The sequence below is a fragment of the Mesorhizobium sp. YR577 genome (assembly GCF_900116595.1).
Taxonomy (GTDB): domain Bacteria; phylum Pseudomonadota; class Alphaproteobacteria; order Rhizobiales; family Rhizobiaceae; genus Mesorhizobium_M.
The window spans coordinates 352828-375496 of the sequence record NZ_FPBI01000001.1 but is presented as its reverse complement, the minus strand read 5'-3'; the positions used below and the strand labels follow the sequence as shown (position 1 = coordinate 375496).

General features: G+C 63.1%; 27 protein-coding genes and 1 tRNA gene. 10 read left to right on the top strand and 18 right to left on the bottom strand.

The window, feature by feature from the left end; all coding sequences use genetic code 11:
• Nucleotides 1-98 precede the first annotated feature (98 nt).
• A complete protein-coding gene (locus BM413_RS32985) occupies nt 99-251 on the top strand; it encodes a hypothetical protein (RefSeq protein ID WP_175544226.1) in 153 nt (50 codons plus the stop codon).
• Between the two features lie 555 nt (nt 252-806).
• On the opposite strand, the gene BM413_RS01930 is transcribed toward BM413_RS32985, so the two are convergent.
• Nucleotides 807-1226 carry a hypothetical protein gene (locus BM413_RS01930; protein WP_091909623.1) on the bottom strand — a complete coding sequence of 140 codons (420 nt, stop codon included), beginning with the start codon at nt 1224-1226 and terminating at the stop codon, nt 807-809.
• 231 nt (nt 1227-1457) lie between these two features.
• Here BM413_RS01930 and alkB point away from each other — a divergent pair, with 231 nt between their 5' ends.
• The 4 genes from alkB to BM413_RS01910 all read left to right on the top strand — a co-directional run bounded on the left by alkB (nt 1458) and on the right by BM413_RS01910 (nt 4101).
• The gene (alkB, locus tag BM413_RS01925; protein WP_091909620.1) at nt 1458-2108 is read left to right on the top strand and encodes a DNA oxidative demethylase AlkB; all 651 of its coding nucleotides are present in this window, start codon (nt 1458-1460) and stop codon (nt 2106-2108) included.
• Between the two features lie 92 nt (nt 2109-2200).
• Nucleotides 2201-2950 (top strand): 2OG-Fe(II) oxygenase, encoded by a 750-nt coding sequence (locus tag BM413_RS01920; protein ID WP_091909616.1) that lies wholly within the window; start codon nt 2201-2203, stop codon nt 2948-2950.
• Nucleotides 2947-3510 carry a methylated-DNA--[protein]-cysteine S-methyltransferase gene (locus tag BM413_RS01915; RefSeq protein ID WP_244537712.1) on the top strand — a complete coding sequence of 188 codons (564 nt, stop codon included), beginning with the start codon at nt 2947-2949 and terminating at the stop codon, nt 3508-3510. The genes BM413_RS01920 and BM413_RS01915 overlap by 4 nt, the downstream gene beginning before the upstream one ends.
• A gap of 69 nt (nt 3511-3579) precedes the next feature.
• Nucleotides 3580-4101, top strand: a complete 522-nt coding sequence (locus BM413_RS01910) for a methylated-DNA--[protein]-cysteine S-methyltransferase (RefSeq protein WP_091909613.1) — start codon at nt 3580-3582, stop codon at nt 4099-4101.
• Nucleotides 4102-4333: 232 nt separating this feature from the next.
• Here BM413_RS01910 and pcaF read toward each other — a convergent pair whose 3' ends face one another.
• The 3 genes from pcaF to BM413_RS01895 are packed head-to-tail and all read right to left on the bottom strand — an operon-like array spanning nt 4334 to nt 6932.
• A complete protein-coding gene (gene pcaF / locus BM413_RS01905) occupies nt 4334-5542 on the bottom strand; it encodes a 3-oxoadipyl-CoA thiolase (protein WP_091909610.1) in 1209 nt (402 codons plus the stop codon).
• A gap of 2 nt (nt 5543-5544) precedes the next feature.
• Complete coding sequence (locus BM413_RS01900) at nt 5545-6216, bottom strand: 3-oxoacid CoA-transferase subunit B (protein WP_091909607.1); 672 nt, start codon at nt 6214-6216, stop codon at nt 5545-5547.
• Entirely contained in the window at nt 6216-6932 is a 717-nt protein-coding gene (locus BM413_RS01895; RefSeq protein WP_091909604.1) for a 3-oxoacid CoA-transferase subunit A, read from the bottom strand. Before BM413_RS01895 ends, BM413_RS01900 begins: the two co-directional genes overlap by 1 nt.
• A 202-nt stretch (nt 6933-7134) precedes the next feature.
• On the opposite strand from BM413_RS01895, the gene BM413_RS01890 reads away from it, so the two are divergent.
• Complete coding sequence (locus tag BM413_RS01890) at nt 7135-7902, top strand: IclR family transcriptional regulator domain-containing protein (protein WP_091909603.1); 768 nt, start codon at nt 7135-7137, stop codon at nt 7900-7902.
• A gap of 180 nt (nt 7903-8082) precedes the next feature.
• Here the strand turns inward: BM413_RS01890 and BM413_RS01885 are convergent, their stop codons facing one another.
• From BM413_RS01885 to pcaD, 11 genes are all read right to left on the bottom strand, one after another.
• Nucleotides 8083-8799 (bottom strand): ABC transporter ATP-binding protein, encoded by a 717-nt coding sequence (locus BM413_RS01885; protein ID WP_091909600.1) that lies wholly within the window; start codon nt 8797-8799, stop codon nt 8083-8085.
• Entirely contained in the window at nt 8780-9544 is a 765-nt protein-coding gene (locus BM413_RS01880; protein WP_091909598.1) for an ABC transporter ATP-binding protein, read from the bottom strand. Before BM413_RS01880 ends, BM413_RS01885 begins: the two co-directional genes overlap by 20 nt.
• Nucleotides 9541-10545: a branched-chain amino acid ABC transporter permease gene (locus BM413_RS01875; RefSeq protein WP_091909595.1), complete on the bottom strand. Its 1005-nt coding sequence runs from the start codon at nt 10543-10545 to the stop codon at nt 9541-9543. Before BM413_RS01875 ends, BM413_RS01880 begins: the two co-directional genes overlap by 4 nt.
• Nucleotides 10546-11409, bottom strand: a complete 864-nt coding sequence (locus BM413_RS01870) for a branched-chain amino acid ABC transporter permease (RefSeq protein WP_091910283.1) — start codon at nt 11407-11409, stop codon at nt 10546-10548.
• Between the two features lie 64 nt (nt 11410-11473).
• On the bottom strand, nt 11474-12646 hold the full coding sequence (locus tag BM413_RS01865; protein WP_091909592.1) for an ABC transporter substrate-binding protein: 1173 nt from the start codon (nt 12644-12646) through the stop codon (nt 11474-11476).
• A 149-nt stretch (nt 12647-12795) separates the two neighbouring features.
• Entirely contained in the window at nt 12796-13968 is a 1173-nt protein-coding gene (gene pobA, locus BM413_RS01860; protein ID WP_091909589.1) for a 4-hydroxybenzoate 3-monooxygenase, read from the bottom strand.
• A 248-nt stretch (nt 13969-14216) separates the two neighbouring features.
• Nucleotides 14217-15269: a 3-carboxy-cis,cis-muconate cycloisomerase gene (locus tag BM413_RS01855; RefSeq protein ID WP_091909586.1), complete on the bottom strand. Its 1053-nt coding sequence runs from the start codon at nt 15267-15269 to the stop codon at nt 14217-14219.
• A 3-nt stretch (nt 15270-15272) separates the two neighbouring features.
• Nucleotides 15273-15890, bottom strand: coding sequence for a protocatechuate 3,4-dioxygenase subunit alpha (pcaG, locus tag BM413_RS01850; protein ID WP_091909583.1), 618 nt, complete (start codon nt 15888-15890; stop codon nt 15273-15275).
• Nucleotides 15890-16645 carry a protocatechuate 3,4-dioxygenase subunit beta gene (gene pcaH / locus BM413_RS01845; protein ID WP_091909581.1) on the bottom strand — a complete coding sequence of 252 codons (756 nt, stop codon included), beginning with the start codon at nt 16643-16645 and terminating at the stop codon, nt 15890-15892. Before pcaH ends, pcaG begins: the two co-directional genes overlap by 1 nt.
• Nucleotides 16642-17052 (bottom strand): 4-carboxymuconolactone decarboxylase, encoded by a 411-nt coding sequence (gene pcaC, locus BM413_RS01840; RefSeq protein WP_091909578.1) that lies wholly within the window; start codon nt 17050-17052, stop codon nt 16642-16644. The genes pcaH and pcaC overlap by 4 nt, the downstream gene beginning before the upstream one ends.
• A 4-nt stretch (nt 17053-17056) precedes the next feature.
• Complete coding sequence (gene pcaD / locus BM413_RS01835) at nt 17057-17857, bottom strand: 3-oxoadipate enol-lactonase (RefSeq protein WP_091909575.1); 801 nt, start codon at nt 17855-17857, stop codon at nt 17057-17059.
• Between the two features lie 95 nt (nt 17858-17952).
• Here pcaD and pcaQ point away from each other — a divergent pair, with 95 nt between their 5' ends.
• Together pcaQ and BM413_RS01825 are read left to right on the top strand one after the other, a co-directional pair.
• Nucleotides 17953-18870, top strand: a complete 918-nt coding sequence (gene pcaQ / locus BM413_RS01830; RefSeq protein ID WP_091909573.1) for a pca operon transcription factor PcaQ — start codon at nt 17953-17955, stop codon at nt 18868-18870.
• Between the two features lie 207 nt (nt 18871-19077).
• The gene (locus BM413_RS01825; RefSeq protein ID WP_091909570.1) at nt 19078-19257 is read left to right on the top strand and encodes a hypothetical protein; all 180 of its coding nucleotides are present in this window, start codon (nt 19078-19080) and stop codon (nt 19255-19257) included.
• Nucleotides 19258-19475: 218 nt separating this feature from the next.
• Here BM413_RS01825 and BM413_RS01820 read toward each other — a convergent pair.
• The 3 genes from BM413_RS01820 to BM413_RS01810 form a co-directional block, all read right to left on the bottom strand.
• Nucleotides 19476-19550: transfer RNA gene (locus tag BM413_RS01820), tRNA-Glu, on the bottom strand.
• 113 nt (nt 19551-19663) lie between these two features.
• Nucleotides 19664-20062, bottom strand: coding sequence for a VOC family protein (locus BM413_RS01815; RefSeq protein WP_091909568.1), 399 nt, complete (start codon nt 20060-20062; stop codon nt 19664-19666).
• Entirely contained in the window at nt 20059-20448 is a 390-nt protein-coding gene (locus tag BM413_RS01810; RefSeq protein ID WP_091909565.1) for a fimbrial protein, read from the bottom strand. Before BM413_RS01810 ends, BM413_RS01815 begins: the two co-directional genes overlap by 4 nt.
• A gap of 33 nt (nt 20449-20481) precedes the next feature.
• Here BM413_RS01810 and BM413_RS01805 point away from each other — a divergent pair, with 33 nt between their 5' ends.
• Both BM413_RS01805 and rpoH read left to right on the top strand, forming a co-directional pair.
• Nucleotides 20482-21510: an RluA family pseudouridine synthase gene (locus tag BM413_RS01805; protein ID WP_091909563.1), complete on the top strand. Its 1029-nt coding sequence runs from the start codon at nt 20482-20484 to the stop codon at nt 21508-21510.
• A 179-nt stretch (nt 21511-21689) separates the two neighbouring features.
• Nucleotides 21690-22601 carry an RNA polymerase sigma factor RpoH gene (gene rpoH, locus BM413_RS01800; RefSeq protein ID WP_091909560.1) on the top strand — a complete coding sequence of 304 codons (912 nt, stop codon included), beginning with the start codon at nt 21690-21692 and terminating at the stop codon, nt 22599-22601.
• The last annotated feature ends 68 nt before the right edge of the window (nt 22602-22669 follow it).

Below are 22669 nucleotides of genomic sequence, written 5' to 3'. Positions count from 1 at the left end.
GCGCGTTAAGCTTTTCGTAATTAGATTAAATCTTTAGTGAATCCGGGCGAAGTGACATTGCAAACCGTTGGGGACGGTTGACGAAACGGAGTGCGGCAATGGTTACCCGGCTAGGCGTGGTTTTCCTGATTTCAGCGCTGTTTGCCGGCGGCTTCGCAGGCGTCGTGCATCTTTCGGACAGTTCAACTCGTTACGATACCGGTTGCCGGGTATCGACCAATCCTGCCTGCTTCGGACCTTACCAGCGATAGGCACGACCTGCCGCGCTTGAATGCAGCGGCCGAAACCTATTTGCAGACATATTTCACGCGGGTGCCCGGCCGGGACACATTGCTGCAGGAGACAGGCTTGGCAGGAGCCGCAGCCGTCGGCTGTGACGCCGGACGGGCAACGGGCCTGCTCTTGCGCGGAGCGGCCTTCACGCGTGGTTTGGGTTTGGTGGCCGGGGCGGCGACTGCGGGTTCAGCCGGACGGGCGGGAAAACTTGAATAGACAACCGCGTCGCTCAGGCTCGGTTCCGGCGCGCTCCGGCGCTTGAACATATTGGACCAGTCGGTCGTCTGCCCCTGGAATTCGATGGACCCATCGGACGTTCGCGAGCATCCGCCCGCCGCCAGGAGCCCGAAACAGGCAGCGATAGTCAGAATCGACCAGACGCGATCTACCATCACGAAGTATCCCCTAAACCATTTCATGACCGGCCGACTCACGTCGGCCAGCCATCGTCATGATAACCGCAGTATCCCCGCTGGAAAAGAAATGTGATCGCCGCACCTTTTCACACCGGAGCCACAGCCTATCGGCTGTTAGCGGATAACCGGGCAGCCGCGTTCACGGCTGAAGGTGACCACAATCCGCCGGCCCTCCGACCTGCCACCGACATCGATCGTGCGACGGCCGACATCCATGATCCGTGCGCGCCGCACGCCCATGCGCTCGGCCTTTTCAAGCGCCCGGTCCGGCGTGCAGGAGCGCGGACCTCTGTCGTCGCGGCGAGAATCGCTGCCGTAGCGTTCGTCCCTGCGGTGATCTCTCCTGTCGCGTCGATCGCGGCAGCCAGGATCGTTGCGATTACGGCCCTCGCAATCCTGCCGCATCAGGACGCGCGGACCATCCTGTCCGAGCTGGAGTTGCAATGTCTGGGCCGATGCCAGCGATGGGGCAAAAGACAGGCTGCCGACACCTATGAGTGCCGAAAGTGCACAATTACGAATGAAAGAATGCATGGATAGGCTCCTCGTTTGTCGACCTCAACGCGCTCACGGCGGTTTTGTTCATTCGCCTTGCATGGCCTTGATCGATCGCTGCCAGCTATCAGATTCTACGGCGGCAGCACCAGAAGATTAAAAACAGCGTTATCGTTGCGTATCCAGACCCCGAAGCCGGAACGCAGGAAACGGGTTGCCCGGCAGCGCATGATCGCTAAGCACTGCCGACGCAGGGTAAAGGAGCAGGCCATGAGAGATCTTTTCGACGACACAGCTTTTCATGAACCGCCCACCGAGCAGCTCGCCGACGGTGCGATCCTGCTGCGAAGGCGCGCACTGCCATTCGAGGCCGAACTGCTTGCCGCCCTTGAAGGCGTCGTTGCCAACGCCCCCTTCCGTCATCTGGTGACGCCGGGCGGCTTCGAAATGTCCGTGGCGATGACCAATTGCGGCAATGCCGGCTGGGTGAGCGACCGCACTGGCTATCGCTACGATTCTCACGACCCGCTGACGGGAAAGCCGTGGCCGGAAATGCCGGCCTCGTTCCTGAAGCTCGCGATCGACGCGGCTGCTGATGCCGGTTATCCGAGCTTCCAGCCCGATGCCTGCCTCATCAATCTCTACAAGCCCGGCGCGCGGCTCTCGCTGCATCAGGACAAGGACGAGCGCAACCACGCCAACCCCATCGTCTCCGTCTCGCTCGGCCTGCCGGCGACCTTCCAGTTCGGCGGCCTGAAACGGACCGATCCGATCCGCAAGGTGCCGCTCTACCATGGCGACGTTGTCGTGTGGGGCGGCCCCTCGCGCCTGTTCTATCACGGCGTGCTGGCGCTGAAGGACGGCGACCACGAAACGCTGGGCCGCAAGCGCATCAACCTGACATTCCGCAAGGCGCTTTGAGTTTTAGCGCCGTCCGGCATGGCAGGTTTCGGGTGGTTGGCGTCGAGATGGATCTCTACCTTGCGGAAACGAGCTGGACAGGATCAACGGCCATGAACGCACGAGCAAAAATCACGGAAAACGCACCCGCAGAGAGCACCGCCACGGACCGCGTCGCCGGATATGATTGGGATGCGCTTGCCGGCGATCTGAGCGGCTATGGCTGCGCCGTGCTGGAAAAACTTCTGACGCCGCAAGAATGCCGCGACATCGCGGAACTCTACCCGCATGAGGAGCATTTTCGCAGCCATATCCACATGGCGCGGCATGGCTTCGGCAAGGGCGAGTACCGCTATTTCCGCTACCCGCTGCCGGGCCTTCTCGGCGGCCTGCGCACAGCACTCTACCCTCGTCTCGCACCCATCGCGAACGACTGGAACGCCCGCATGAACATCGCTGCGCGCTACCCGGAAACCCACGCCGATTTCCTGAAAGCCTGCCATGACGCCGGCCAGACCCGCCCGACGCCGCTGCTGCTTCAATACGTTCCCGGCGACTTCAACTGCCTGCATCAGGACCTCTATGGCGACCTCGCCTTCCCGCTGCAGGTGGCGATCCTGCTGTCGGAACCGGGCAAGGATTTCACCGGCGGCGAATTCGTGCTGACCGAACAGCGCCCGCGCATGCAAAGCCGTGCCGAGGTCGTTCCGCTGCGCCAGGGCGATGCGGTGGCTTTTGCCGTGCACAACCGCCCGGTTCAGGGTACGAAGGGCAGCTACCGGGTCAATCTGCGCCATGGCGTCAGCCGGGTCCGCTCGGGCAAGCGTCACACGGTTGGCATCATCTTTCACGACGCCAAATGAGCATGATGAGAGCAAAGGCACCCGCAAGAGACGAAAAAACCCTGGTGGCGCTTATCGCCGAGACGATCGACACGCCAATCGGCCGCCTCGTGCTGCTGGCTGACGGTGACGGCAGCCTGTGCGCTGCCGAATTCGAGGATTGCGGCCATCGCCTCGATCGCTGGCTGCGCCGACGCTTCGGCCCCGATGGCTATGTGCTGGTGCCCGGACATGTCCCGGCGGCAACCGCAAAAGCATTTTCGGATTACTTTGCCGGCAAATTAGTGGCCCTTGATGAAATCGCTGTTGCCCTGAGCGGCACCGATTTCCAGAACGCGGTCTGGCAAGCCTTGCGCCGGGTCGAACCGGGCAAGCGGCTCGCCTATTCGGCCCTTGCCGCACACATAGGAAAACCCAAGGCCATTCGCGCCGTCGGTGCAGCCAACGGCGCCAACCCGCTTTCCATCGTTGTTCCCTGTCATCGGCTTGTCGGTGCCGGCGGCGACCTGGTGCGCTATGGCGGCGGCCTCGAGCGCAAGCGCTGGCTGCTCGACCACGAAGCAAATGCCGGGAGCGCATGAATCGGGTCGTTTGTGCCGGCACAGGGGCTTATCTTCCAGTCACATTGAAAATTTCGAAGGATTGGAAAAATGCACACCACAATTCGCTATGCCTGGGGCCAAAGCTCCCTTGGTGACTTCATCGCCGCACGCTCCGAGCGCGGCCTCGTCATGTTCGAGTTTTCAGATCGGCGGGCGGCATCGCTCGATGCCCTGCGTGAGCGGTTCGCGGACGCCGCTATCGTCGAAGACGAGAGCGGGCTTGGCGGTACAGTCGCGAAGCTTGCCGGCCTGATCGACCACCCGGAACAGGATATCGATCTACCGCTAGACCTGCACGGCAGCGACTACGAACAGCGCGTATGGGAAGCGCTGCGCGCGATCCCCGCCGGCAAGACCACCAGCTATGGCGACATCGCAGCAAAGCTCGGCAATCCCCGCGAGGCCCGCGAAGTCGCGGAAGCCTGCGCGGCCAATACGATCGCGATCCTCGTTCCCTGCCACCGCGTGGTGAAGAAGGACGGCTCGCTGTCCGGTTATCGCTGGGGTTTCACGCGCAAGCGCACGCTGCTGTCACGCGAGCAGAAGGCGGTGGCGTTCGAGCTGGCTTAGGACGCTCTAAAGCTACCGCGCAGGTTTCCTTACAGGGCTGAGCGGGCGGATGCACCCCCACCCCTAGCCCCTCCCCACAAGGGGGGAGGGGGACGATTTCGTCGTCTTGGCGACCAAAACGCGGAAGATCGGTGTGAGTAGCGCAACAAAGTTCCCCTCCCCCTTGTGGGGAGGGGTTAGGGGTGGGGGTTCCTCAGGTGCGATTGCCCACCGAGATTAATCGGCCGAATCCTCAAACCCGCTCCAGCGCGATCGCAATCCCCTGCCCGACGCCGATGCACATCGTCGCCAGCGCCAGCCTGCCGCCGCGCTCCCGCAGCTCCAGCGCTGCCGTGCCGGCAATGCGCGCGCCCGACATGCCGAGCGGATGGCCGAGCGCGATCGCGCCGCCATTCGGGTTGACGTGCTCCGCGTCTTCGGCAATGCCGAGTTCGCGGAGCACGGCGATGCCTTGGGAGGCAAATGCTTCGTTGAGTTCGATGACGTCGAAATCGCTCGGCTTGATGCCGAGCCGGGCGCAGAGCTTCTGCGTCGCCGGCGCCGGGCCGATGCCCATGATGCGCGGCGCGACACCCGCCGCTGCCCCACCGAGCACGCGGGCGATCGGCGTCAGGCCATATTTCTTCACCGCAGCCTCCGAGGCGACGATGAGCGCAGCAGCGCCGTCATTAACGCCGGAGGCATTGCCGGCGGTCACAGTGCCGCCCTCTTTCTTGAAGGGCGTCGGCAGCTTGGCCAGCGTCTCGACGGTGGTGCCGGCGCGCGGATGCTCGTCCTTGGCAACGACGATGGCGTCGCCCTTGCGCTGCGGGATCGTCACCGGGGTGATTTCCTTGGCGAGCCGGCCATTGGCCTGCGCGGCAACCGCTTTGTCCTGGCTGCGCGCGGCAAAGGCGTCCTGATCGGCGCGGGAAACGTTGAAATCCGCAGCGACGTTCTCGCCGGTTTCCGGCATGGAATCGACGCCATACTGCTTCTTCATCACCGGGTTGATGAAGCGCCAGCCGATGGTGGTGTCGTAGATTTCGGCATTGCGCGAAAAGGCCGTGTCGGCCTTGGGCATGACGAAGGGCGCGCGGCTCATCGATTCGACGCCGCCGGCGATCATCAGTTCCGCCTCGCCCGCCTTGATGGCGCGCGCGGCAATCGTCAGCGCATCCATGCCCGAACCGCAAAGGCGGTTGACGGTCGAGCCCGAAACGTCCTTCGGCAACCCGGCCAGCAGCAGCGCCATGCGCGCGACATTGCGATTGTCCTCGCCAGCCTGGTTGGCGCAGCCATAGACGACATCGTCCACCGCCGCCCAGTCGACCGAAGCGTTGCGCTCGATAAGGGCCCTCAGCGGCACAGCGCCAAGATCGTCGGCGCGAACCGAGGACAACGAACCGCCAAAACGGCCGATCGGCGTGCGGATGTAGTCGCAGATATAAGCGTCAGCCATGTTCAAACCTCCGGAACAACAAGATCTTTGACGGTGCCTTCGACCACCAGCGTGGCTTCGGTCAAGGCCTGCAATTCGTCCAGGCTGATGCTCGGCAGTTTTTCCCGAAGAACGAAGCGAGCATTCACGATGTCGACCACGGCAAGGCTGGTATAGACCGTCGTCACGCAGCCGACGCCGGTCAGGGGAAGCCGGCACTGCTTGAGCAGCTTGGGCTTACCGTCCTTCGTGGTGTGGTCGGTGATGACGCAAACCCGCTTGGCGCCATGCACAAGGTCCATCGCCCCGCCCACTGCCGGCACCGAGCCCGGGCCCGTGCTCCAGTTCGCCAGATCGCCGTTTTCGGCAACCTCATAGGCACCCAGAATGGCGACATCCAGATGGCCGCCGCGCACCATGGCAAAGCTGTCGGCGTGGTGGAAGAAAGCAGCGCCCGGATTGAGGGTGACCGCCTTCTTGCCGGCGTTGATCAGGTCCCAGTCCTCCTCGCCGGCGGGCGGGGCCTCGCCGAAATCGAGGATGCCGTTCTCGGTGTGATAGATGACCTCGCGGCCCTTGGGCTTGAACTTGGCAACCATCTCGGGAAAGCCGATGCCAAGGTTCACATAGGCATCGTTGGGAATGTCCTGCGCGGCGCGCCATGCGATCTGCGCATTCGTCAGTTTGGCGGTCATCACTTGGTCACCTCGCGCAACAGAGCTTCTTCCTGCTTCGGGTTCGGCACTTCCACGATCCGGTTCACGAATATGCCCGGGGTCACCACATGTTCGGGATCGATCCCGCCCGGCTCCATGATCCGGCTTGCCTGCACGATGGTGACTGCCGCCGCAGTCGCCATCAGCGGCGAGAAATTCCGCGCCGCCATGTGATAGGTGAGGTTGCCCTTGCGGTCGGCGAGTTCGGCCTTGATCAGGGCCACGTCCGCCTTGAGCCAGCGCTCCTGAACGTATTTCCTGCCGTCGAATTCGCCGACCGGCTTTCCTTCCGCGACCAGCGTGCCGAAGCTCGTCGGCGTGTAGAAGGCGGGGATGCCCGCACCGCCGGCGCGGATGCGCTCGGCCAGCGTTCCCTGCGGCACCAGCTCAAGCTCGATTTCGCCGGCGAGATATTTTTCCGTGAAAGCCTTGGGATCGGATGAGCGCGGGAACGAACAGACCATCTTGGCGACCATGCCGGCATAGATCATCGCCGCGATGCCGACCGCGCCATTGCCGGCATTGTTGTTGACGACAGTAAGCCGGCCCGGTGACCCGGTCTTCTTGTAGCGCTCGACCAGCGCGTGGATGAGCTCGATCGGCGCGCCAGCGCCACCGAACCCGCCAATCATCACCACCATGCCGTCCCTTATGTGGGAGACCGCCTCCTCCACGCTTGGACTGATTTTGCTCATCGTCGATCCTCACCCATCGTGACTGACAGTGGCGACAACCGCAGCCGCAAACCGCCGCTACCGCCTCGTTTGTATCTCGCCAGCACAAATCAAAAAGTTCGTATTGCGAACATTTGTTTTACATGCGATACTTTGTGAATGAACCATGATGAAAAGTCAATCCGGCTCCCTGGCCGGAAGCCCCGCTTTTGGAGCCACGCCAATGCGCGATGAAGAGACCGCACGTGATCACGTCGGCTCACTGGAACGCGGCCTCGGCGTCATGGAAATCCTAGCCGCACACCCGGCCGGATTGACGCTGACGGAGATGGCCGAAAAGGCAGGGCTGACCCGCGCCGGGGCAAGGCGCTTCCTGCTCACGCTGACGGCTACCGGCTATGCCACGCAGACCGGCCGCCAGTTCGCGCTCTCGCCGCGCCTGCTTTCGGTGGCGCGCACCTGGCTGCAGGGCACATCGCTATGGGGTTTTGCCGAGCCCTTCATGCGGCAGACGGCAACGACGTTGCAGGAATCCTGCTCGGCGACGATCCTGTCGGGCGAAGACGTCGTCTATGTCGCTCGTGTGCAGGGGCCACGGATCGTCAGCCTCGAGCTTCACGTCGGCGCGCATCTGCCTGCCTATTGCACGGGCATGGGCCGCGTCCTCCTGTCGGGACTGAAGCCGGAAGAGCTGGATGCCTTTCTCGACAGGGCGAAACTCACGCCCAAGACGGAAAAGACCGTCACCGACAAGAAGCAACTCGCCGCGATTATCGCCGGGGTGAGGCAGGACGGTTACGCCGTCGTCGACGAGGAATTGGAGATCGGCCTGCGCTCGGTCGCCGTCCCCCTGCGCGACCGCTCCGGCGCCATCGTCGCGGCGATCAATGTCTCGACGCAATCGGCGCGTTATTCGGTAGCCGAGATGGAAAGGAAGTTCATGCCGCTGTTGCAGGAAACGGCGGCTCGGATCGAGGATTTTTTCGTGTAGTGAACGCCAACGCCCACCTCCCCCTTGAGGGGAGGTCGCGTACTGAGCGAAGCGAAGGAAGCGGGTGGGGTCATCGCGGCAGTGCTCGACGTTCCTTCGCGTCGGCGCACTGCCGTAACGACCCCACCCGGCGGCTTCGCCGCCACCCTCCCCTCAAGGGGGAGGGAGACGCTGCACCCCTCAATGCAGCCCGCCAACCCCCAGCAGCCTCTCCACCACCTCCGGCTGCGCCGCAAGCTCCGCCGGCGTTCCCGCCCACGCCACACGCCCGCGCTCCAGAATGATCGCGCGATCGGCGAAATCCAGCGCGCTTTGAATGCGCTGTTCGACCAGGACCACCGTCATCTCGCCGCCTGACGCAAGCTTGGAAAAAGCCGCCATCAGCTCTTCGCAGATGACCGGCGCCAGCCCTTCCAGCGGCTCGTCCAGCAGCAGCACGGTCGGCTTGCCGAGAATGCTGCGCGCGGTGGTCAGCATCTGCTGCTCGCCGCCGGAAAGTTGCGAGCCGAGATTCTTTCGCCGCTCGGCCAGACGCGGGAACATCTCATAGGCTTCCGAGATCGCCGAGCGGTCACGGTCCTTCAGGCCGACGAACAGGTTTTCCTCGACCGTCAGCGACGGAAAAATGCAGCGGGCCTGCGGCACATAGCCGAGGCCGCTTCTGGCGCGCGACGAGCTTTCGAGGCTCGTCAGCTCGGTGTCGCCCAAGCGGATCGCGCCTCCATAGCGCTTGGTCTGGCCGGCGATGGTGGCCAGCAGCGTCGTCTTGCCCATGCCGTTGCGGCCAAGGACGGCAAGGCGAGAGCCGGCCGGCACGGAAAAGCTGACGCCCTCCAGCACGCGCGTCGGCCCGTAGCCGGCGCTGAGATCGGTAACTTCAAGCGGCGTGGCTGGCATTGGCATAGTTTCCGAGATAGGCCTCGCGCACACGCGCATCCCTGGTCACGTCCTGCGGCGAACCGTCGAAGATGATGGCGCCGGCCGCGATCACGATGACGCGCTTGGCGAAGCGAAAAACGAGATCCATGTCGTGCTCGATCATCAGCACGGCGAGGTCCGACGGCAATCCGGCAAGGGCCGCCTCGATGCGCGGCGTATCGCTCTGCGGCACGCCTGCCGCCGGCTCATCGAGCAGCAGCACTTTCGGCTTGAGCGCCAGCGCCAGCGCGATTTCCAGCAGGCGCTGCTGGCCATAAGCGATCTCGCTGACCTTGCGGGTTGCGATATGGTCGAGCCCGAGCGTGGCGAGCAGCGCATCGGTCTCCTTCATCACGTCAGGCATCGCATGGAAATTGCCGAAGACACGGCCCGAGCGCCCGGTGCGCTGCAGGATCGCAATCGCAATATGCTCCTCCGGCGTCATCTCGGAGAACAGCCGCGTCACCTGGAACGATCGCACCAGCCCCTGCCGCACGCGGCGCGTCGGGCCCTGCGCGGTGACGTCCTCGCCAGCGAGCAACACCTTGCCCGCATCCGGCTCCAGATGCCCGGTGACCAGATTGACGAAGGTCGTCTTGCCGGCACCGTTCGGCCCGATCAGCGCGACACGATCGCCCGGCTGCATCGAGATCGACACATCCTGTGTAACGGCAAGCCCGCCGAACGACTTGCGGAGTTTTTCGACCTGGAAGACTGCGCTCATGAACGCCCCCTGAAACGATCGAGAAGCTGTGCCGCCGTGCCGTAGAGGCCCTTCGGCGCAAACAGCACCACCGCGATCAGCAGCGCGCCGACGATTGTCAGCCAGTGAAACGGATTTGCCGCCGAGACGAAATCCTCGAACCACATGAAGGTGACCGTGCCGATCAGCGCGCCATAGAGCGAGCCGGTGCCGCCCAGCACCAGCATGACCAACGCCTCTGCCGAAGTGGTGAAACTCAGACTGTCCAGCCCGACGACCTGCGTGGAGATGGCGTTGAGCGCGCCGCCGACGCCGGCGACCGCACCGGAAATGACATACATCTTGATCAGCGTGCCCTGCACCGAAGCGCCCATGGCGCTCACGCGGATCGGGTCTTCCTTGATGCCGCGGCACAGCATGCCGAAGGGCGAGCGCACCAGAAAGCGCAGCAGGATGAAGACGATGACCAGCAGCGCCACGCCGAAGCCATAGGCCGTGCGGCCCCAGAGGTCGAAGCCGAACAGGCCGAACACCGGATCGGGCGCAATGCCGGCAAGGCCATCGCTGCCACCCGTATAGCTAGATGCCTTGTTCGCCGCTTCGTGGAACAGGTGGATCACGGCGATGGAAAGCACCAGCTGCGCCAGCCCATGCCCGCGCAGGATGATCGCCCCGGAAACCAGCCCGGCAATCGCCCCGCCAATGGCCCCCACACCGACCATGGCGATCGGGTCGGTTATGCCGAAATGCACCGCGGCGATGCCCGACGCGTAAGCGCCCGCGCCAAACAATGCCGCATGGCCGAGCGTCGCCACACCGCAATAGCCGGTGACGAGATCGAGCGACAGCACCAGCAGCGCGATGCCGAGAATGCGTGTCAGCAGCGCCAGATTGTTCGGGAAGAGAAAGTAGCCGATCGCGGCAACGATCAGGATGATGGCAAGGCCGGCAAGGTCGCGCAGCAGCCAGTTCGGGCGCTCGGCGGCAGGTCTGGCGGTGGCCGTGTTTTCGATCGCCGCCATCTATTTGTTCCTGCCCAGAAGGCCGCGCGGGAAGACGCAGACGATCGCGATCACCGCGAGATAGAAGAAGAACTCGCCATATTCCGGCACCAGATAGCGCCCCGTCGTGTCGATGGCGCCGAGCACCAGGCAGGCAAGCAGCGCGCCGGGAATGGACCCTGCCCCGCCGACCGAGACGACGACCAGGAACGTCACCATGTAGCGCAGCGCGTAGTATGGCTCGATCGGCAGCAGTTCCGCCCCGACGATGCCGCCGAAGGCTGCCAGCCCGACCGCAACGGCGAAGCTGACGGCATAGACGATCTTGGTGCGCACGCCGAGCGATGCGGCCATCGCCGCATTGTCGACGGAAGCCCGTAGCTTCACGCCGAAGGACGTCTTCTCGATCAGATACCAGAGCGCGCCGGCGACCACGACGCCGCAGGCGATGGCGAACAGCTTGTGCGCGGCAATCGAGCGGAAGCCGAGATCGACGGGCCCGCGCAAGGTTTCGGGCAGCGGAATGGTCTTCAGCGTCGGCCCGAAGACATAATTGGCGATACCGATGACGCAGAAGGTAATGCCGATGGTCATCAGCACCTGTGTCAGTTCCGGCGCGCCATAGATGCGGCGGTAGAGAAAACGCTCGATCGGAATGGCGATGATGATCGTGCCGGCAACCGCGATCAGAATGGCAAAGCCGTAGGCGAGGCCAAGGTCGCGCGCCGCATAGGAGGCGATATAACCGCCGATCATCGCGAATGCGCCATGGGCGAGATTGACCACGCGCATCAGGCCCATGGTCACCGACAGTCCGATCGAGATGACGAACAGCACCATGCCATAGGCAAGCGCGTCCACCCCAACACTGAAAACAGTCTGCATCGCTTGATCCAACAATCGCCCGGAAGCCGGCTGGCTACCGGGCGCGTTTCCTAGACGGCTTCGCCTACTTTACGTGAGCCAGACCCGGATCAGGCTGCTTCTCGAAAGTCGCGATTTCCTTGTTGTAATAGGTGCCGTCCTCGGCCTTGGTGACCTCGCGCAGATAGATGTTCTGCGTCATGTGGCGGCTTTCGGCGTCGATCGAAACCGGGCCGCGCGGGCTTTCCCACGCCATCCCCTTCACCGCATCGACGGCCTTCTGCGCATCCTGCTTGCCGCCGGTCGCCTCGATCATCTTGTAGATGACATGCATGCCGTCATAGGCGCCGACCGAGGGGAACGACAGTTCCGCCGGGTTGCCGATGGCCTTGTGCGCGGCTTCGACGAACTTCTTGTTCTCGGCCGAGTCATGCGAGATCGCGTAATGGAACGTGGTGAGCATGCCTTCTGCGGAAGCACCAAGTGCCGGCAGGTCGGATTCCTGCGTCAGGTCGCCCGGCGCGAGCAGGGTTATGCCGGCGTTCTTCAGGCCGTTGTCATTGTAGGCCTTGACGAAGCCGAGCGTCGTCGGGCCGGACGGCAGGAAGGCAAAGACGGCGTCCGCGCCGGAATCCTTCACGCGCTGCATGATCGGGCTGAAATCATTGGTCGACAGCGGCATGCGCACCGACTCGGCGATCTCCCCGCCCTCGGCCTTGAACGTCGTGACGAAGGCGTTTTCCGAGTCGACGCCCGGACCGTAGTCGCTGACCACGGTGATCACCTTCTTGACGCCGCGCTCCTTGGCGACCTTGGCCATCGGCACGGAGGTCTGCCAAGTGGTGAACGACGTGCGCACGACCAGGGGGCTCTTGGTAACGATCGCCGAGGTCGCAGCATTCATGACCACCAGCGGCACGTTTGCCTGCTCGAGCAGCGGCGTCACCGCCATGGCGTCCGGCGTGAAGTAGAAGCCGGCGAGATACTGCACGCCTTCCTTGACCACCAGTTCCTGCGCCAGCGCCTTGGACTGCGCCGGATCGGCCTGCGGCACATCGCGATAGACGATCTCGATATCGTCTTCGCCGACCTTGCTACCATTGAGCGCCATCCAGGCGTCGATGCCGGCCTTGAAATTCTTGCCCTGAATGGCGAACGGCCCCGAGAACGGGCCAACGACGCCAACCTTGATCGTATCGGCATAGGCCGAGCCGCAAAGAGCGAGTGCCGCAGTCGCGGCCAAGAGAAGCTTTTTCATGTTTTCCTCCACCAGATCACAGCGGCTCCTCCCACCGAGCCATACCAAACCCACCATCGCAAATGTCATGCTCGAAACGGTAATGTAAAATGAAAAGAAACGAGCAATGCATAATCACTGGGATATACATCCCTACGTCATGGCCGCGTCTAATAAGGCAGCCCGACATAGTTCTCGGCAAGTGACGTGGCGGCCGCCTGGGAATGCACGAGATAATCCAGCTCAGCCTCCTGGATACGCTGGCCGAAGGCGTCCGTGTCGGGGAAGCGATGCAGCATCGTCGTCATCCACCAGGAAAAGCGCACCGCCTTCCACACCCGCGAAAGCGCCTTGCCAGAGTAGGCGTCCATGCCTGCCGACGATCTGTCGAGATAGAACTCCCGCAACCCCGAAAACAGATAGCGCACGTCGCTTGCCGCGAGGTTCAGCCCCTTGGCGCCGGTCGGCGGCACGATGTGGGCAGCATCGCCCACCAGCGACAGCCGGCCAAACTGCATCGGCTCGGCGACGAAGGAGCGCAGCGGCGCGATCGACTTTTCGAAGGACGGCCCGACCGTGACTTTTTCGGCAGCTTCCTTCGGCAGCCGCAGGCGCAGCTCGTCCCAGAAACGCTCGTCGCTCCAGTTCTCGACCTTGTCGTCGATCGGGCACTGCACATAGTAGCGGCTGCGATGCTCGGACCGCATCGAACACAGCGCGAAGCCGCGCGGATGGTTGGCGTAGATCAGTTCGTGATCGGCCGGCGGCACTTCGGCGAGAATGCCGAGCCAGCCGAACGGATAGGCGCGCTCGAACAGCTTCAGCGCATCCTGCGGCACCGACTTGCGGCTGATGCCGTGAAACCCGTCACAGCCGGCAATGAAATCGCAATCGATGCGATGGGTGACGCCGTCCTTCTCATAGGTGACAAACGGAGACGCCGTATCGAAGTCCTGCGGCATCACATTCTTGGCGTCGTAGACCGTGAGCAGCCCGCCAGCGGCGCGCTTGTCCATCAAATCGTGGGTCACCTCGGTCTGGCCATAGACCGTCACGCGCTTGCCGCCGGTCAGTGTTGCCAGATCGATGCGGTGCAGCCGGTTGTCGAAAGCAAGCGAGATGCCGTCATGCGGCAGGCCCTCGGCATGCATCCGGGCACCTGCGCCGGCCTCATCGAGAAGATCGACAGTCCCCTGCTCCAGCACGCCGGCACGCACGCGCCCCAGCACATAGTCGCGGTCGACACGCTCGAGAATGACGTTCTCGACGCCTATGCCGGCCAGAAGCTGCCCAAGCAGAAGGCCGGACGGACCCGAGCCGATGATGACGACCTGCGTGCGCATTCTTTTCCTTCTTTATTCACTGCATCCAGTCGGTCGAAGGCTACCCCCACCCCTAACCCCTCCCCACAGGGGGGAGGGGAACTTTGCTGCACATCCGCTCGGCGTCGATCGTTCACCGTTCTTGGTGGCCAAAGCGACGAAATCGTCCCCCTCCCCCCTGTGGGGAGGGTTAGGGGTGGGGGTATAGCCCCGTACTCAGGTCCATCACGGCAGGCCAGAGGGGGTGCTGCAATGAGCCCAACCTTCCATCAACCACCCAAGCTCTCGATCTGTCCCACAAGCTCGCCGCCGAGCCGCAGCGAGGCAGCCGTCGCAGCGACCATCTGCGGCAGGATCAGCCATTCCAGCGTCCAGGCCGAGCCCGAGCGCTCCTGCTCATGAACCAGCGCCTGATGCATGCCCGAAAGCTGGGTCGCATTGAACCGCGCCAGTGACACCAGAACTTCCGCTGCCACCGGGTTCTGCTTGTGCGGCATGGCCGACGAGCCGCCGCCGCCCTTCAGCGCGATCTCGCCGCCGGCCTGCGCCATCAGCGCCACATCCTGCCCGAACTTGCCGAGGCTACCGGTGATCAGCGACAACGAGCCCGCAAAATCTGCCAATCGATCACGCTGGCTGTGCCATTGCGGCGCATCGGCCAATCCGAGCTTCGCCGCCAGCGCCTTGCGCACGGCCTGCCCGTTGTCGCCGAATTTCTCCAGCGTGCCGGCTGCACCACCGAACTGGACGACGAGCAATTTCTTCTTCTGCTGCGCCAGTCGCTCGCGATGCCGCACCAGCGGCTCCCGCCACGAACGAACCCGATCCGCGACCGATATTTCGATCGCCGCCTGCATTCGGGTCTTGCCCATCAAGGATCGTACACCGAAACGATCTTCAAGCGCTGCAAACGCATCGACCAGCGCCGCAAGCTGCCGGTCGAAATGCTTGATCACCGGCTTCAGCCGCAGGATCAGCGCGGTATCGATCACGTCCTGGCTCGTCGCGCCGAAATGCACGGCTTTGTCATGCGGCTTGCCGACAGCCTCGCGAAGCTGGCGCACCAGTTCCGGCACCACAACACCGTCGCGCGCGACGCCTGCCTTCAGCGCTGCCATATCCGGCTTGAACGCACCGAGTGCGGCCACGATTGCGGCCGCCGCTTCCGCACCAATAATCCCCTCGCCCGCTTCGGCCTCGGCCAGCGCCCGCTCGAAATCGAGCATCGCCGCGATCTCGGCCTCAGCCGAAAAATGCCGCGCGGTCTCCTCGTCGCCGAGCAGACCGGACAGGAAGGGGTGATCGAAGGGCGATACGGTCATGATTCAGATATCGAAGAAGACCGTTTCCTTCTCCCCCTGGAGATGGATGTCGAAGACGTAAGAACCGTCCGCCTGCCGGACTGCAATCAGCGTCGGCACGCGCACGCGGTGCTCGATGCGGGCCAGCACCGGGTCTTCCGCATTGGCCTTTTCCTCGTCGGGAAAATACATGCGCGTGTGGAGCCCGATATTGATGCCGCGTGCCACGATCCACACCGTAATGTGCGGGGCCATCAGCCTGCCGTCCTTGAACGGCACCCGGCCCGGCTTGATCGTTTCGAACACGCATTCGCCCGTGTCCATGTCGGTCGCCTTGCGGCCCCAGCCGACGAAATTCGGATCGGCCGCGCCGCGCAATTCAGACGGCGAATTGTAGAGGCCGGCGCTGTCGGCCTGCCATATCTCGACCAGCGCATCCTTCAGCGGCGTGCCGGTGCCGTCGAGCACGCGCATGCGCACGTGGATGTGCTCGCCTTTGGTCTTGTCGTTGACCATGCCCTCGCCGAGATCGCGGTCGTAAACACCGCCGATGCCGCAAAAATTCGGCGTCAGGCCGATATGCACGTATGGCCCGGCGGTCTGCGAGGCGCTTTCCCTGAGGCGATCGAGTGACTGCGCCATCAATTGCCCTCCAGCCTGTTTTCGAACAGCGACGAACGCCGCCCGCGCAGCACGATGTCGAACTTGTAGGCGCGTGCATCCATCGGGATCGTCGCCTGCATGTCGAGTGCTGCGATCAGCGTTTCCACCGCCGCCCGATCGGGAATGGTCTTCACGATCGGGCACTGCCAGATCATCGGGTCGCCCTCGAAATACATCTGTGTGATCAGCCGCTGTGCAAAGCCATGACCGAACACCGAGAAATGGATATGCGCCGGCCGCCAGTCATTCGGGCCGTTCGGCCAGGGATAAGGGCCGGGCTGGATGGTGCGGAAAGCATATCCGCCATCCTCGTCGGTGATGGTGCGGCCGCAGCCGCCGAAATTCGGATCGAGCGCGGCGACATAGCCTTCCTTCTTGTGGCGATAGCGGCCGCCGGCATTGGCCTGCCAGAATTCGAGCAGCGCGCCGGGCACGCCCTTGCCGCGCTCGTCCAGCACCCGGCCATAGACGACGATGCGCGGGCCGATGGCGCTCTCGCCGGGCCTGGCGAAATTATGGATCAGGTCGTTGTCGAGTTCGCCGAGGATATCATGGCCGAACACCGGCCCGGTGATTTCCGACAGCGTGTTGTCGAGCGACAGCAGCGCCTTCTGCGGCGAGCGCAGCACGGAAGTCTTGTAGCCCGGCGTGAAAGCCGCCGGATGCCAGGCGCGGTCGCGCTGGAAGAAGGCGCCGGTTTCCGGCTTGCGGTTCGACAGTGGATCGGCAGTCATTTTGCGTTATCGCCCTGCGCGTCCATTTCGGCAAACACTTCCTTGGCGATCTTGATGGCGCGGTTTGCCGCCGGCACGCCGGCATAGATCGCGACATGCAGGAAGGCTTCGCAGATATCCTCGCGCGTGGCGCCGGTATTGGCGGTGGCGCGCACATGCATGGCAACCTCCTCGTCATGGCCGAGGGCTGCCAGCAGCGCCAGCGTCACCATCGAGCGCTCGCGCTTGCTCCAGCCCGGTCGTGCCCAGACGGTGCCCCAGGCCGCTTCCGTTATCAACTGCTGGAACGGCTGGTCGAAATCGGTCGAGGCCTTCGAGGCACGATCGACATGGGCATCGCCGAGCACGGACCGCCTGACGGCGAGCCCTTCGCGATACCTGGCCGAGTCCTGAGCCGGTTGATGCATGGTCTTAGTCTCCGGATGGAAGATCGGCGATGAAGCCGCGAATGAGATCGACCAGCGCTTCGGGCTGCTCGACGCAAGGAATGTGCCCGGCACCGGGGATAATCTTGAAGCGGCTGCCTGGAATGAGATCGGCCATCGAGCGCACGAGGTCGGGCGGCGTCGAGCCGTCCTGATCGCCGACGACGCAGAGCGTCGGCACCGCGATTGCCTTCGCCGCTTGCGTATAGTCGGCGTCGCGAAGTGCCGCACAGGTTCCGGTGTAACCGGCCACGGGCTGGCGCATCAGCATGTTGCTGTAGCCGGTAAGCTCGTCCTTGCGGTCCTTGTGGAAGGCCGGCGTGAACCAGAGCTTCATCACCGGTTCGACCAGAATCTCGATGCCCTTGCTCTCGACCGTCGCAATGCGGGTGTTCCAACTATCGGCGGTGCCTATCTTGTGGGCCGTGTCGCAAAGCGCCAGCGCCCGCACCAGATCGGGACGCTTCGCATAAAGCCCCTGCGCGATCAGCCCACCCACCGAGAGACCGCAGATGATGGCATTCTTGACCTTCAGATGATCGAGCAGGCCGGCAAGATCGTCGACATGATCGTCGAGCGAATAGGGCGCAGCACCCACATCCGACAGGCCGTGGCCGCGCTTGTCATAGGTCACGATCGGGAAATCGCCGGCAAGCCGGATGATCACGTCACGCCAGATGCGGAAATCCGTACCGAGCGAATTGGCGAAGACGATGACCGGCTTGTCCGCAGGCCCGCCGATAAGCTGGTAGTGCAGCGTAACGCCGCCGATTTCGATGAATTGCAATGGCTTGGCTCCTCACTTCGGAAAATGACCTAGTTGTTTGGTTTGGTAAAATGATATTTTGTGGCATTCTCTTAACTCAGGGGTTATGAAAATCCATGATCGAGAGCCGCGTCAGGTTTCGTCACCTCCAGACCTTCCTTGAAGTCGCGCGCCAGAAAAGCGTGGTCAAGGCGGCCGGGCTGCTCAATGTCAGCCAGCCGGCCGTCACCAAGACCATCCGCGAACTGGAACAGGCCCTCGGCGTTGCCGTCTTCGAGCGCGACGGGCGCGGCATCAAGATCACGCGCTCGGGCGAGATCTTCATGCAGCATGCCGGCATGGCGATCACGGCGCTCAGGCAAGGCATCGATTCCGTTTCCAATGCCGGCGCCGATGGCGGGCCGCCGATCCGCATCGGCGCGCTGCCGACGGTCTCGGCGCACATTATGCCACGCGCCATGAGCCTGTTCCTGAAGGAGAAGACAGGCGCGACGATCAAGATCGTCACCGGCGAGAATTCCGTGCTGCTCGATCAGCTGCGTCTTGGCGAGCTCGATCTCGTGGTCGGCCGCCTGGCCGCGCCCGACAAGATGACAGGCTTCTTCTTCGAGCATCTTTATTCGGAGCAGGTGGTCTTCGCGGTGCGGCCGAAGCACCCCCTGCTGCGCGCCGGCGCGGACGTTTTCGAGCGCCTCAGCGACTACCCGGTGCTGATGCCGACGCGCGGCTCCATCATCCGGCCCTTCGTCGAGCGCTTCTTCATCACCAATGGCATCGCCGCCATCCCGACGGAGATCGAAACCGTTTCCGATTCCTTCGGCCGCGCCTTCGTTCGCCAGAGCGACGCCGTCTGGATCATCTCCGCCGGCGTCGTCGCCGACGACCTGAAGACCGGCGTGCTCACGACGCTTCCCATCGATACCAGCGAAACCAAAGGCCCGGTCGGCCTGACCATGCGCACCGACACCGCAACCTCGGCTGCCTTCTCCATCCTGCTCAAGACGGTGCGCGAGGCAGCACAAGGGCAAGGATAGGGCTCATCATTTGCAGCCGGTTGGCGTCCATTTTTCGAGAGACTGCCGCTCGTGATTGCAGCGCCCTTTGCATTTCGAGAGATGCCGGCTTTCGACTGGAAGCCGATAACGACGTAGAGCGCGATATGTGGACAGAGACATCGAGCGATTGAACAGGCGTCCGTGTTTTCCTAACCCGGCTCCAGAAATGGAGCCTAGCATGCAATCATGTCCGTCCCGGCAGTCGTCGGAATATCCTTTCGGGTTGCGATTGCCGTCACATTCGCGAAAAAGAACCGCGAGAGATCGAAAGGCCAGAAGGCCTGGCTGTTTCTTCGCGGGTTTCTGGCCGCGCTGGCGGCCCTGCTGCTGGTGAACTTCGGGATTTTCTATTACCAGAACCGTTGATTGGCGTGGCGGGACAAAAAACTTTCGATTTTCGACCCATCAAAAAAAGGCCCGCCACCAGAGTTCGGCAGCGGGCCAAGGGCCATTCTGCCGCAAGGCTTATTCGCGTGGAAAAGCCCTGACTATTTCATTTGACATAGGAAGCGAAAAAAACGCGCTGCGAAGGGCAACGTTGTTGCCGCTTTCGAGATCGAGCACGCGAAGGCCTTGAAAATCTTTGGTACGCCCAAGGGGAATCGAACCCCTGTTCCCGCCGTGAGAGGGCGGTGTCCTGACCGCTAGACGATGGGCGCGGAAGACTTCCGCGATATAGGCGAGCATTCGGGAAAAGGCAACCGCGATTCTGGAACAGGCGCTAGGCAATGCGCGGCGCGGCAATCCAGCCCGGAATTCGCAAGGCCGGCAGCTATCGCTTCGGCTCGATCAGGTCCCAGAGGTTGCCGTAGAGATCGGAAAACACCGCAACCGTGCCATAGCCTTCGCGGCGCGGTCCCTCCCGGAACGTCACGCCGCGTTCGCGCATCTCTTGATGGTCGCGGTCGAAATCGTCGGTTTCCAGAAACAGGAAGACGCGGCCGCCCGTCTGGTCGCCGACGCGCGAAAGCTCGTGCTCATCCTTGGCCTGAGCGAGAAGCACCCTTGCGCCCTCGCCGCCCAGCCCGACGACCACCCAGCGCTTGCCGTCGCCGAGATCGATGTCCTGATGCAGCGAGAAGCCGAGCTTTTCGACATACCAGGCGATCGCCTCGTCATAGTCGCGCACGACAAGCGCGACCGTTGCGATTCGGCGCGCGGGCGCGCTCATTGCGCGATTATCTTGAACTGGCCGATGACGCGGCGCTCGGCGATGTCATAGAGGAAGATGGCGCGGCTGCCGTCGGCAAGCTCCGCGTCGATCGAAATGCGATTGCCCGACAGCGATTGCGAAACGACCTTCGCCCCCAGAGGCAGCGCGATGTCGCCCGACAGGAAGGCGCCCTCGGCAGGAGAGGGCACGGTCGCGCCGTTGACGGCAACCGGCGTCTCGCTCTTCGAGCCGGATTTGTAGACAATCGCCCCCAGCACGGCCATAAGGGCAAGAAACAGCAGGCCGAGATTGATGGCGACGAAGCGCACCAGCTTGCGCCTGACCTTTTCGACCGCAGGGTCGAGCGGCTTTTCGTCTTCGTCGTTCAGGTTCGGCGATGCCATCGTCTCAACAGTTCCGGATTTTTGAAAGCGCAAATGAGCGACCCTGATAGCGAAGCCGGCGGCGTATTGAAAGAGCTCAGCACTGAGGCGGCTGCCGCCGGCACCCGGCTCGACCAGTGGCTTTCCGCCGCACTCGGCCCCGATTTCTCGCGAAACCGCGTCCAGACGCTGATCCGGCAGGGCGCCGTCCTGGTCAATGGCGCGGCCGTCACCGAGACCAAGCGCAAGATGGCCGCAGGCGAAACGGTGACCGTCGAGATGCCCGAAGCCGAGCCGGCCGAGCCGCAGGGCGAGGATATTCCCCTCGACATTCTCTATGAGGACGACCAGCTCATCGTCATCAACAAGCCATCCGGCCTCGTCGTCCATCCCGGCGCGGGAAACTGGACCGGCACGCTGGTCAACGCGCTGATCCACCATTGCGGCGACAGCCTGTCCGGTATCGGCGGCGTGAAGCGCCCCGGCATCGTCCATCGTCTCGACAAGGACACTTCGGGCGTGATGGTCGTGGCCAAGACCGACAAGGCCCACAAGTCGCTGTCGGAAGCCTTTGCCGACCACGGCGCGACCGGCGACCTCGAACGCGCCTATGTAGCACTTGTCTGGAACATTCCGGCGCGGAACAGCGGCATTATCGACGCACCGCTCGGCCGCGCCGCCGATCGCGTCCGGCGTGCAGTCGTGCCGGCGGGCCGCGACGACGCCCGCCACGCCATCACGCATTACACCGTGCTCGAGCGCTTCGGCGAGCGGGACAAGGAAACGGTGAAGGCAGCCCTTGTCGAATGCCGGCTCGAAACCGGCCGCACGCACCAGATCCGAGTGCACATGGCCCATATCGGCCATCCGGTCGTCGGCGACCCCGATTACGGCCAGGCCTTCCGCACCAAGGCCAACCGCCTGCCCGAACAACTGAAGCTGCTGGTCGACAATCTTTCACGGCAAATGTTGCACGCCAGGCTACTGGCATTTCGCCATCCCACTACCCATATATTGATGAGGTTCGAGGCGCCTCTGCCGGGGGATATGGACGAGATCGTCCGGGGTTTCCGCACTTTGTGAAAACTTGACAACCATTGTTCACTTCGGCGTGACACACTGTTTCGTGTTGAACAATATGGATGCGTTTCTCGATTTGTTCCTGTATAAAGGTGGCTGTCGCAGGGGTGCATGAGGCACCTGCGACACATGCCTGCCTTTATCAGGGGGCACATTCCGCTTCAAAGAGGGAGGGCGCTATCATGGCCCAGTCACTACCCAGTATCGTTTCCGGCGAAGGCGGCCTCAGCCGCTACCTGGAAGAAATCCGTCGGTTCCCGATGCTTCAGCCGCAGGAAGAGTACATGCTCGCCAAGCGGTATCAGGAGCATGAGGACACCGGCGCTGCCCACAAGCTCGTCACCAGCCATCTCAGACTCGTGGCCAAGATCGCCATGGGCTATCGCGGCTATGGCCTGCCGATCGGCGAAGTCATTTCCGAGGGCAATGTCGGCCTGATGCAGGCCGTGAAGAAATTCGAACCGGAGCGCGGCTTCCGCCTGGCGACCTATGCCATGTGGTGGATCAAGGCCTCGATCCAGGAATACATCCTGCGCTCGTGGAGCCTCGTGAAAATGGGCACCACGGCCAACCAGAAGCGCCTGTTCTTCAACCTGCGCAAGGTCAAGGGCAAGATCCAGGCACTCGACGACGGCGATTTGAAGCCTGAGCAGATCACCGAGATCGCCACCAGGCTGAACGTCAGCGAGGCGGAAGTCGTCTCGATGAACCGCCGCCTGTCGGGTGACGCCTCGCTCAACGCGCCGATCCGCGCCACGGAAGGCGAGTCGGGCGAATGGCAGGACTGGCTGGTCGATGACCATGAAAGCCAGGAAGCCATGCTGATCGAGCAGGACGAGCTGGAAAACCGGCGCGGCATGCTCGCCGGCGCCATGTCGGTGCTGAACGATCGCGAACGGCGCATCTTCGAGGCGCGCCGCCTCTCGGACGAGCCGATGACGCTTGAGGAGCTGTCGAGCGAATTCGACATCAGCCGCGAGCGCGTCCGCCAGATCGAGGTTCGCGCCTTCGAAAAGGTGCAGGATGCCGTCAAGGCGGCAGCCAAGCGTCAGATGCAGTCGCTGCGCACCATCGAAGCCCAACCGGCCGCCTGATCTTTCGGGCAACGGCATAGGCCAGAAACATCAAATCGCGTCGGCTTCGGCCGGCGCGATTTTTTTAC

Coding starts and splice junctions, on each gene's coding strand:
- BM413_RS32985 (WP_175544226.1), top strand. CDS start 99: ATGGTTACCCGGCTAGGCGTGGTTTTCCTGATTTCAGCGCTGTTTGCC.
- BM413_RS01930 (WP_091909623.1), bottom strand. CDS start 1,226: ATGCATTCTTTCATTCGTAATTGTGCACTTTCGGCACTCATAGGTGTC.
- alkB (WP_091909620.1), top strand. CDS start 1,458: ATGAGAGATCTTTTCGACGACACAGCTTTTCATGAACCGCCCACCGAG.
- BM413_RS01920 (WP_091909616.1), top strand. CDS start 2,201: ATGAACGCACGAGCAAAAATCACGGAAAACGCACCCGCAGAGAGCACC.
- BM413_RS01915 (WP_244537712.1), top strand. CDS start 2,947: ATGAGCATGATGAGAGCAAAGGCACCCGCAAGAGACGAAAAAACCCTG.
- BM413_RS01910 (WP_091909613.1), top strand. CDS start 3,580: ATGCACACCACAATTCGCTATGCCTGGGGCCAAAGCTCCCTTGGTGAC.
- pcaF (WP_091909610.1), bottom strand. CDS start 5,542: ATGGCTGACGCTTATATCTGCGACTACATCCGCACGCCGATCGGCCGT.
- BM413_RS01900 (WP_091909607.1), bottom strand. CDS start 6,216: ATGACCGCCAAACTGACGAATGCGCAGATCGCATGGCGCGCCGCGCAG.
- BM413_RS01895 (WP_091909604.1), bottom strand. CDS start 6,932: ATGAGCAAAATCAGTCCAAGCGTGGAGGAGGCGGTCTCCCACATAAGG.
- BM413_RS01890 (WP_091909603.1), top strand. CDS start 7,135: ATGCGCGATGAAGAGACCGCACGTGATCACGTCGGCTCACTGGAACGC.
- BM413_RS01885 (WP_091909600.1), bottom strand. CDS start 8,799: ATGCCAGCCACGCCGCTTGAAGTTACCGATCTCAGCGCCGGCTACGGG.
- BM413_RS01880 (WP_091909598.1), bottom strand. CDS start 9,544: ATGAGCGCAGTCTTCCAGGTCGAAAAACTCCGCAAGTCGTTCGGCGGG.
- BM413_RS01875 (WP_091909595.1), bottom strand. CDS start 10,545: ATGGCGGCGATCGAAAACACGGCCACCGCCAGACCTGCCGCCGAGCGC.
- BM413_RS01870 (WP_091910283.1), bottom strand. CDS start 11,409: ATGCAGACTGTTTTCAGTGTTGGGGTGGACGCGCTTGCCTATGGCATG.
- BM413_RS01865 (WP_091909592.1), bottom strand. CDS start 12,646: ATGAAAAAGCTTCTCTTGGCCGCGACTGCGGCACTCGCTCTTTGCGGC.
- pobA (WP_091909589.1), bottom strand. CDS start 13,968: ATGCGCACGCAGGTCGTCATCATCGGCTCGGGTCCGTCCGGCCTTCTG.
- BM413_RS01855 (WP_091909586.1), bottom strand. CDS start 15,269: ATGACCGTATCGCCCTTCGATCACCCCTTCCTGTCCGGTCTGCTCGGC.
- pcaG (WP_091909583.1), bottom strand. CDS start 15,890: ATGGCGCAGTCACTCGATCGCCTCAGGGAAAGCGCCTCGCAGACCGCC.
- pcaH (WP_091909581.1), bottom strand. CDS start 16,645: ATGACTGCCGATCCACTGTCGAACCGCAAGCCGGAAACCGGCGCCTTC.
- pcaC (WP_091909578.1), bottom strand. CDS start 17,052: ATGCATCAACCGGCTCAGGACTCGGCCAGGTATCGCGAAGGGCTCGCC.
- pcaQ (WP_091909573.1), top strand. CDS start 17,953: ATGATCGAGAGCCGCGTCAGGTTTCGTCACCTCCAGACCTTCCTTGAA.
- BM413_RS01825 (WP_091909570.1), top strand. CDS start 19,078: ATGTCCGTCCCGGCAGTCGTCGGAATATCCTTTCGGGTTGCGATTGCC.
- BM413_RS01815 (WP_091909568.1), bottom strand. CDS start 20,062: ATGAGCGCGCCCGCGCGCCGAATCGCAACGGTCGCGCTTGTCGTGCGC.
- BM413_RS01810 (WP_091909565.1), bottom strand. CDS start 20,448: ATGGCATCGCCGAACCTGAACGACGAAGACGAAAAGCCGCTCGACCCT.
- BM413_RS01805 (WP_091909563.1), top strand. CDS start 20,482: ATGAGCGACCCTGATAGCGAAGCCGGCGGCGTATTGAAAGAGCTCAGC.
- rpoH (WP_091909560.1), top strand. CDS start 21,690: ATGGCCCAGTCACTACCCAGTATCGTTTCCGGCGAAGGCGGCCTCAGC.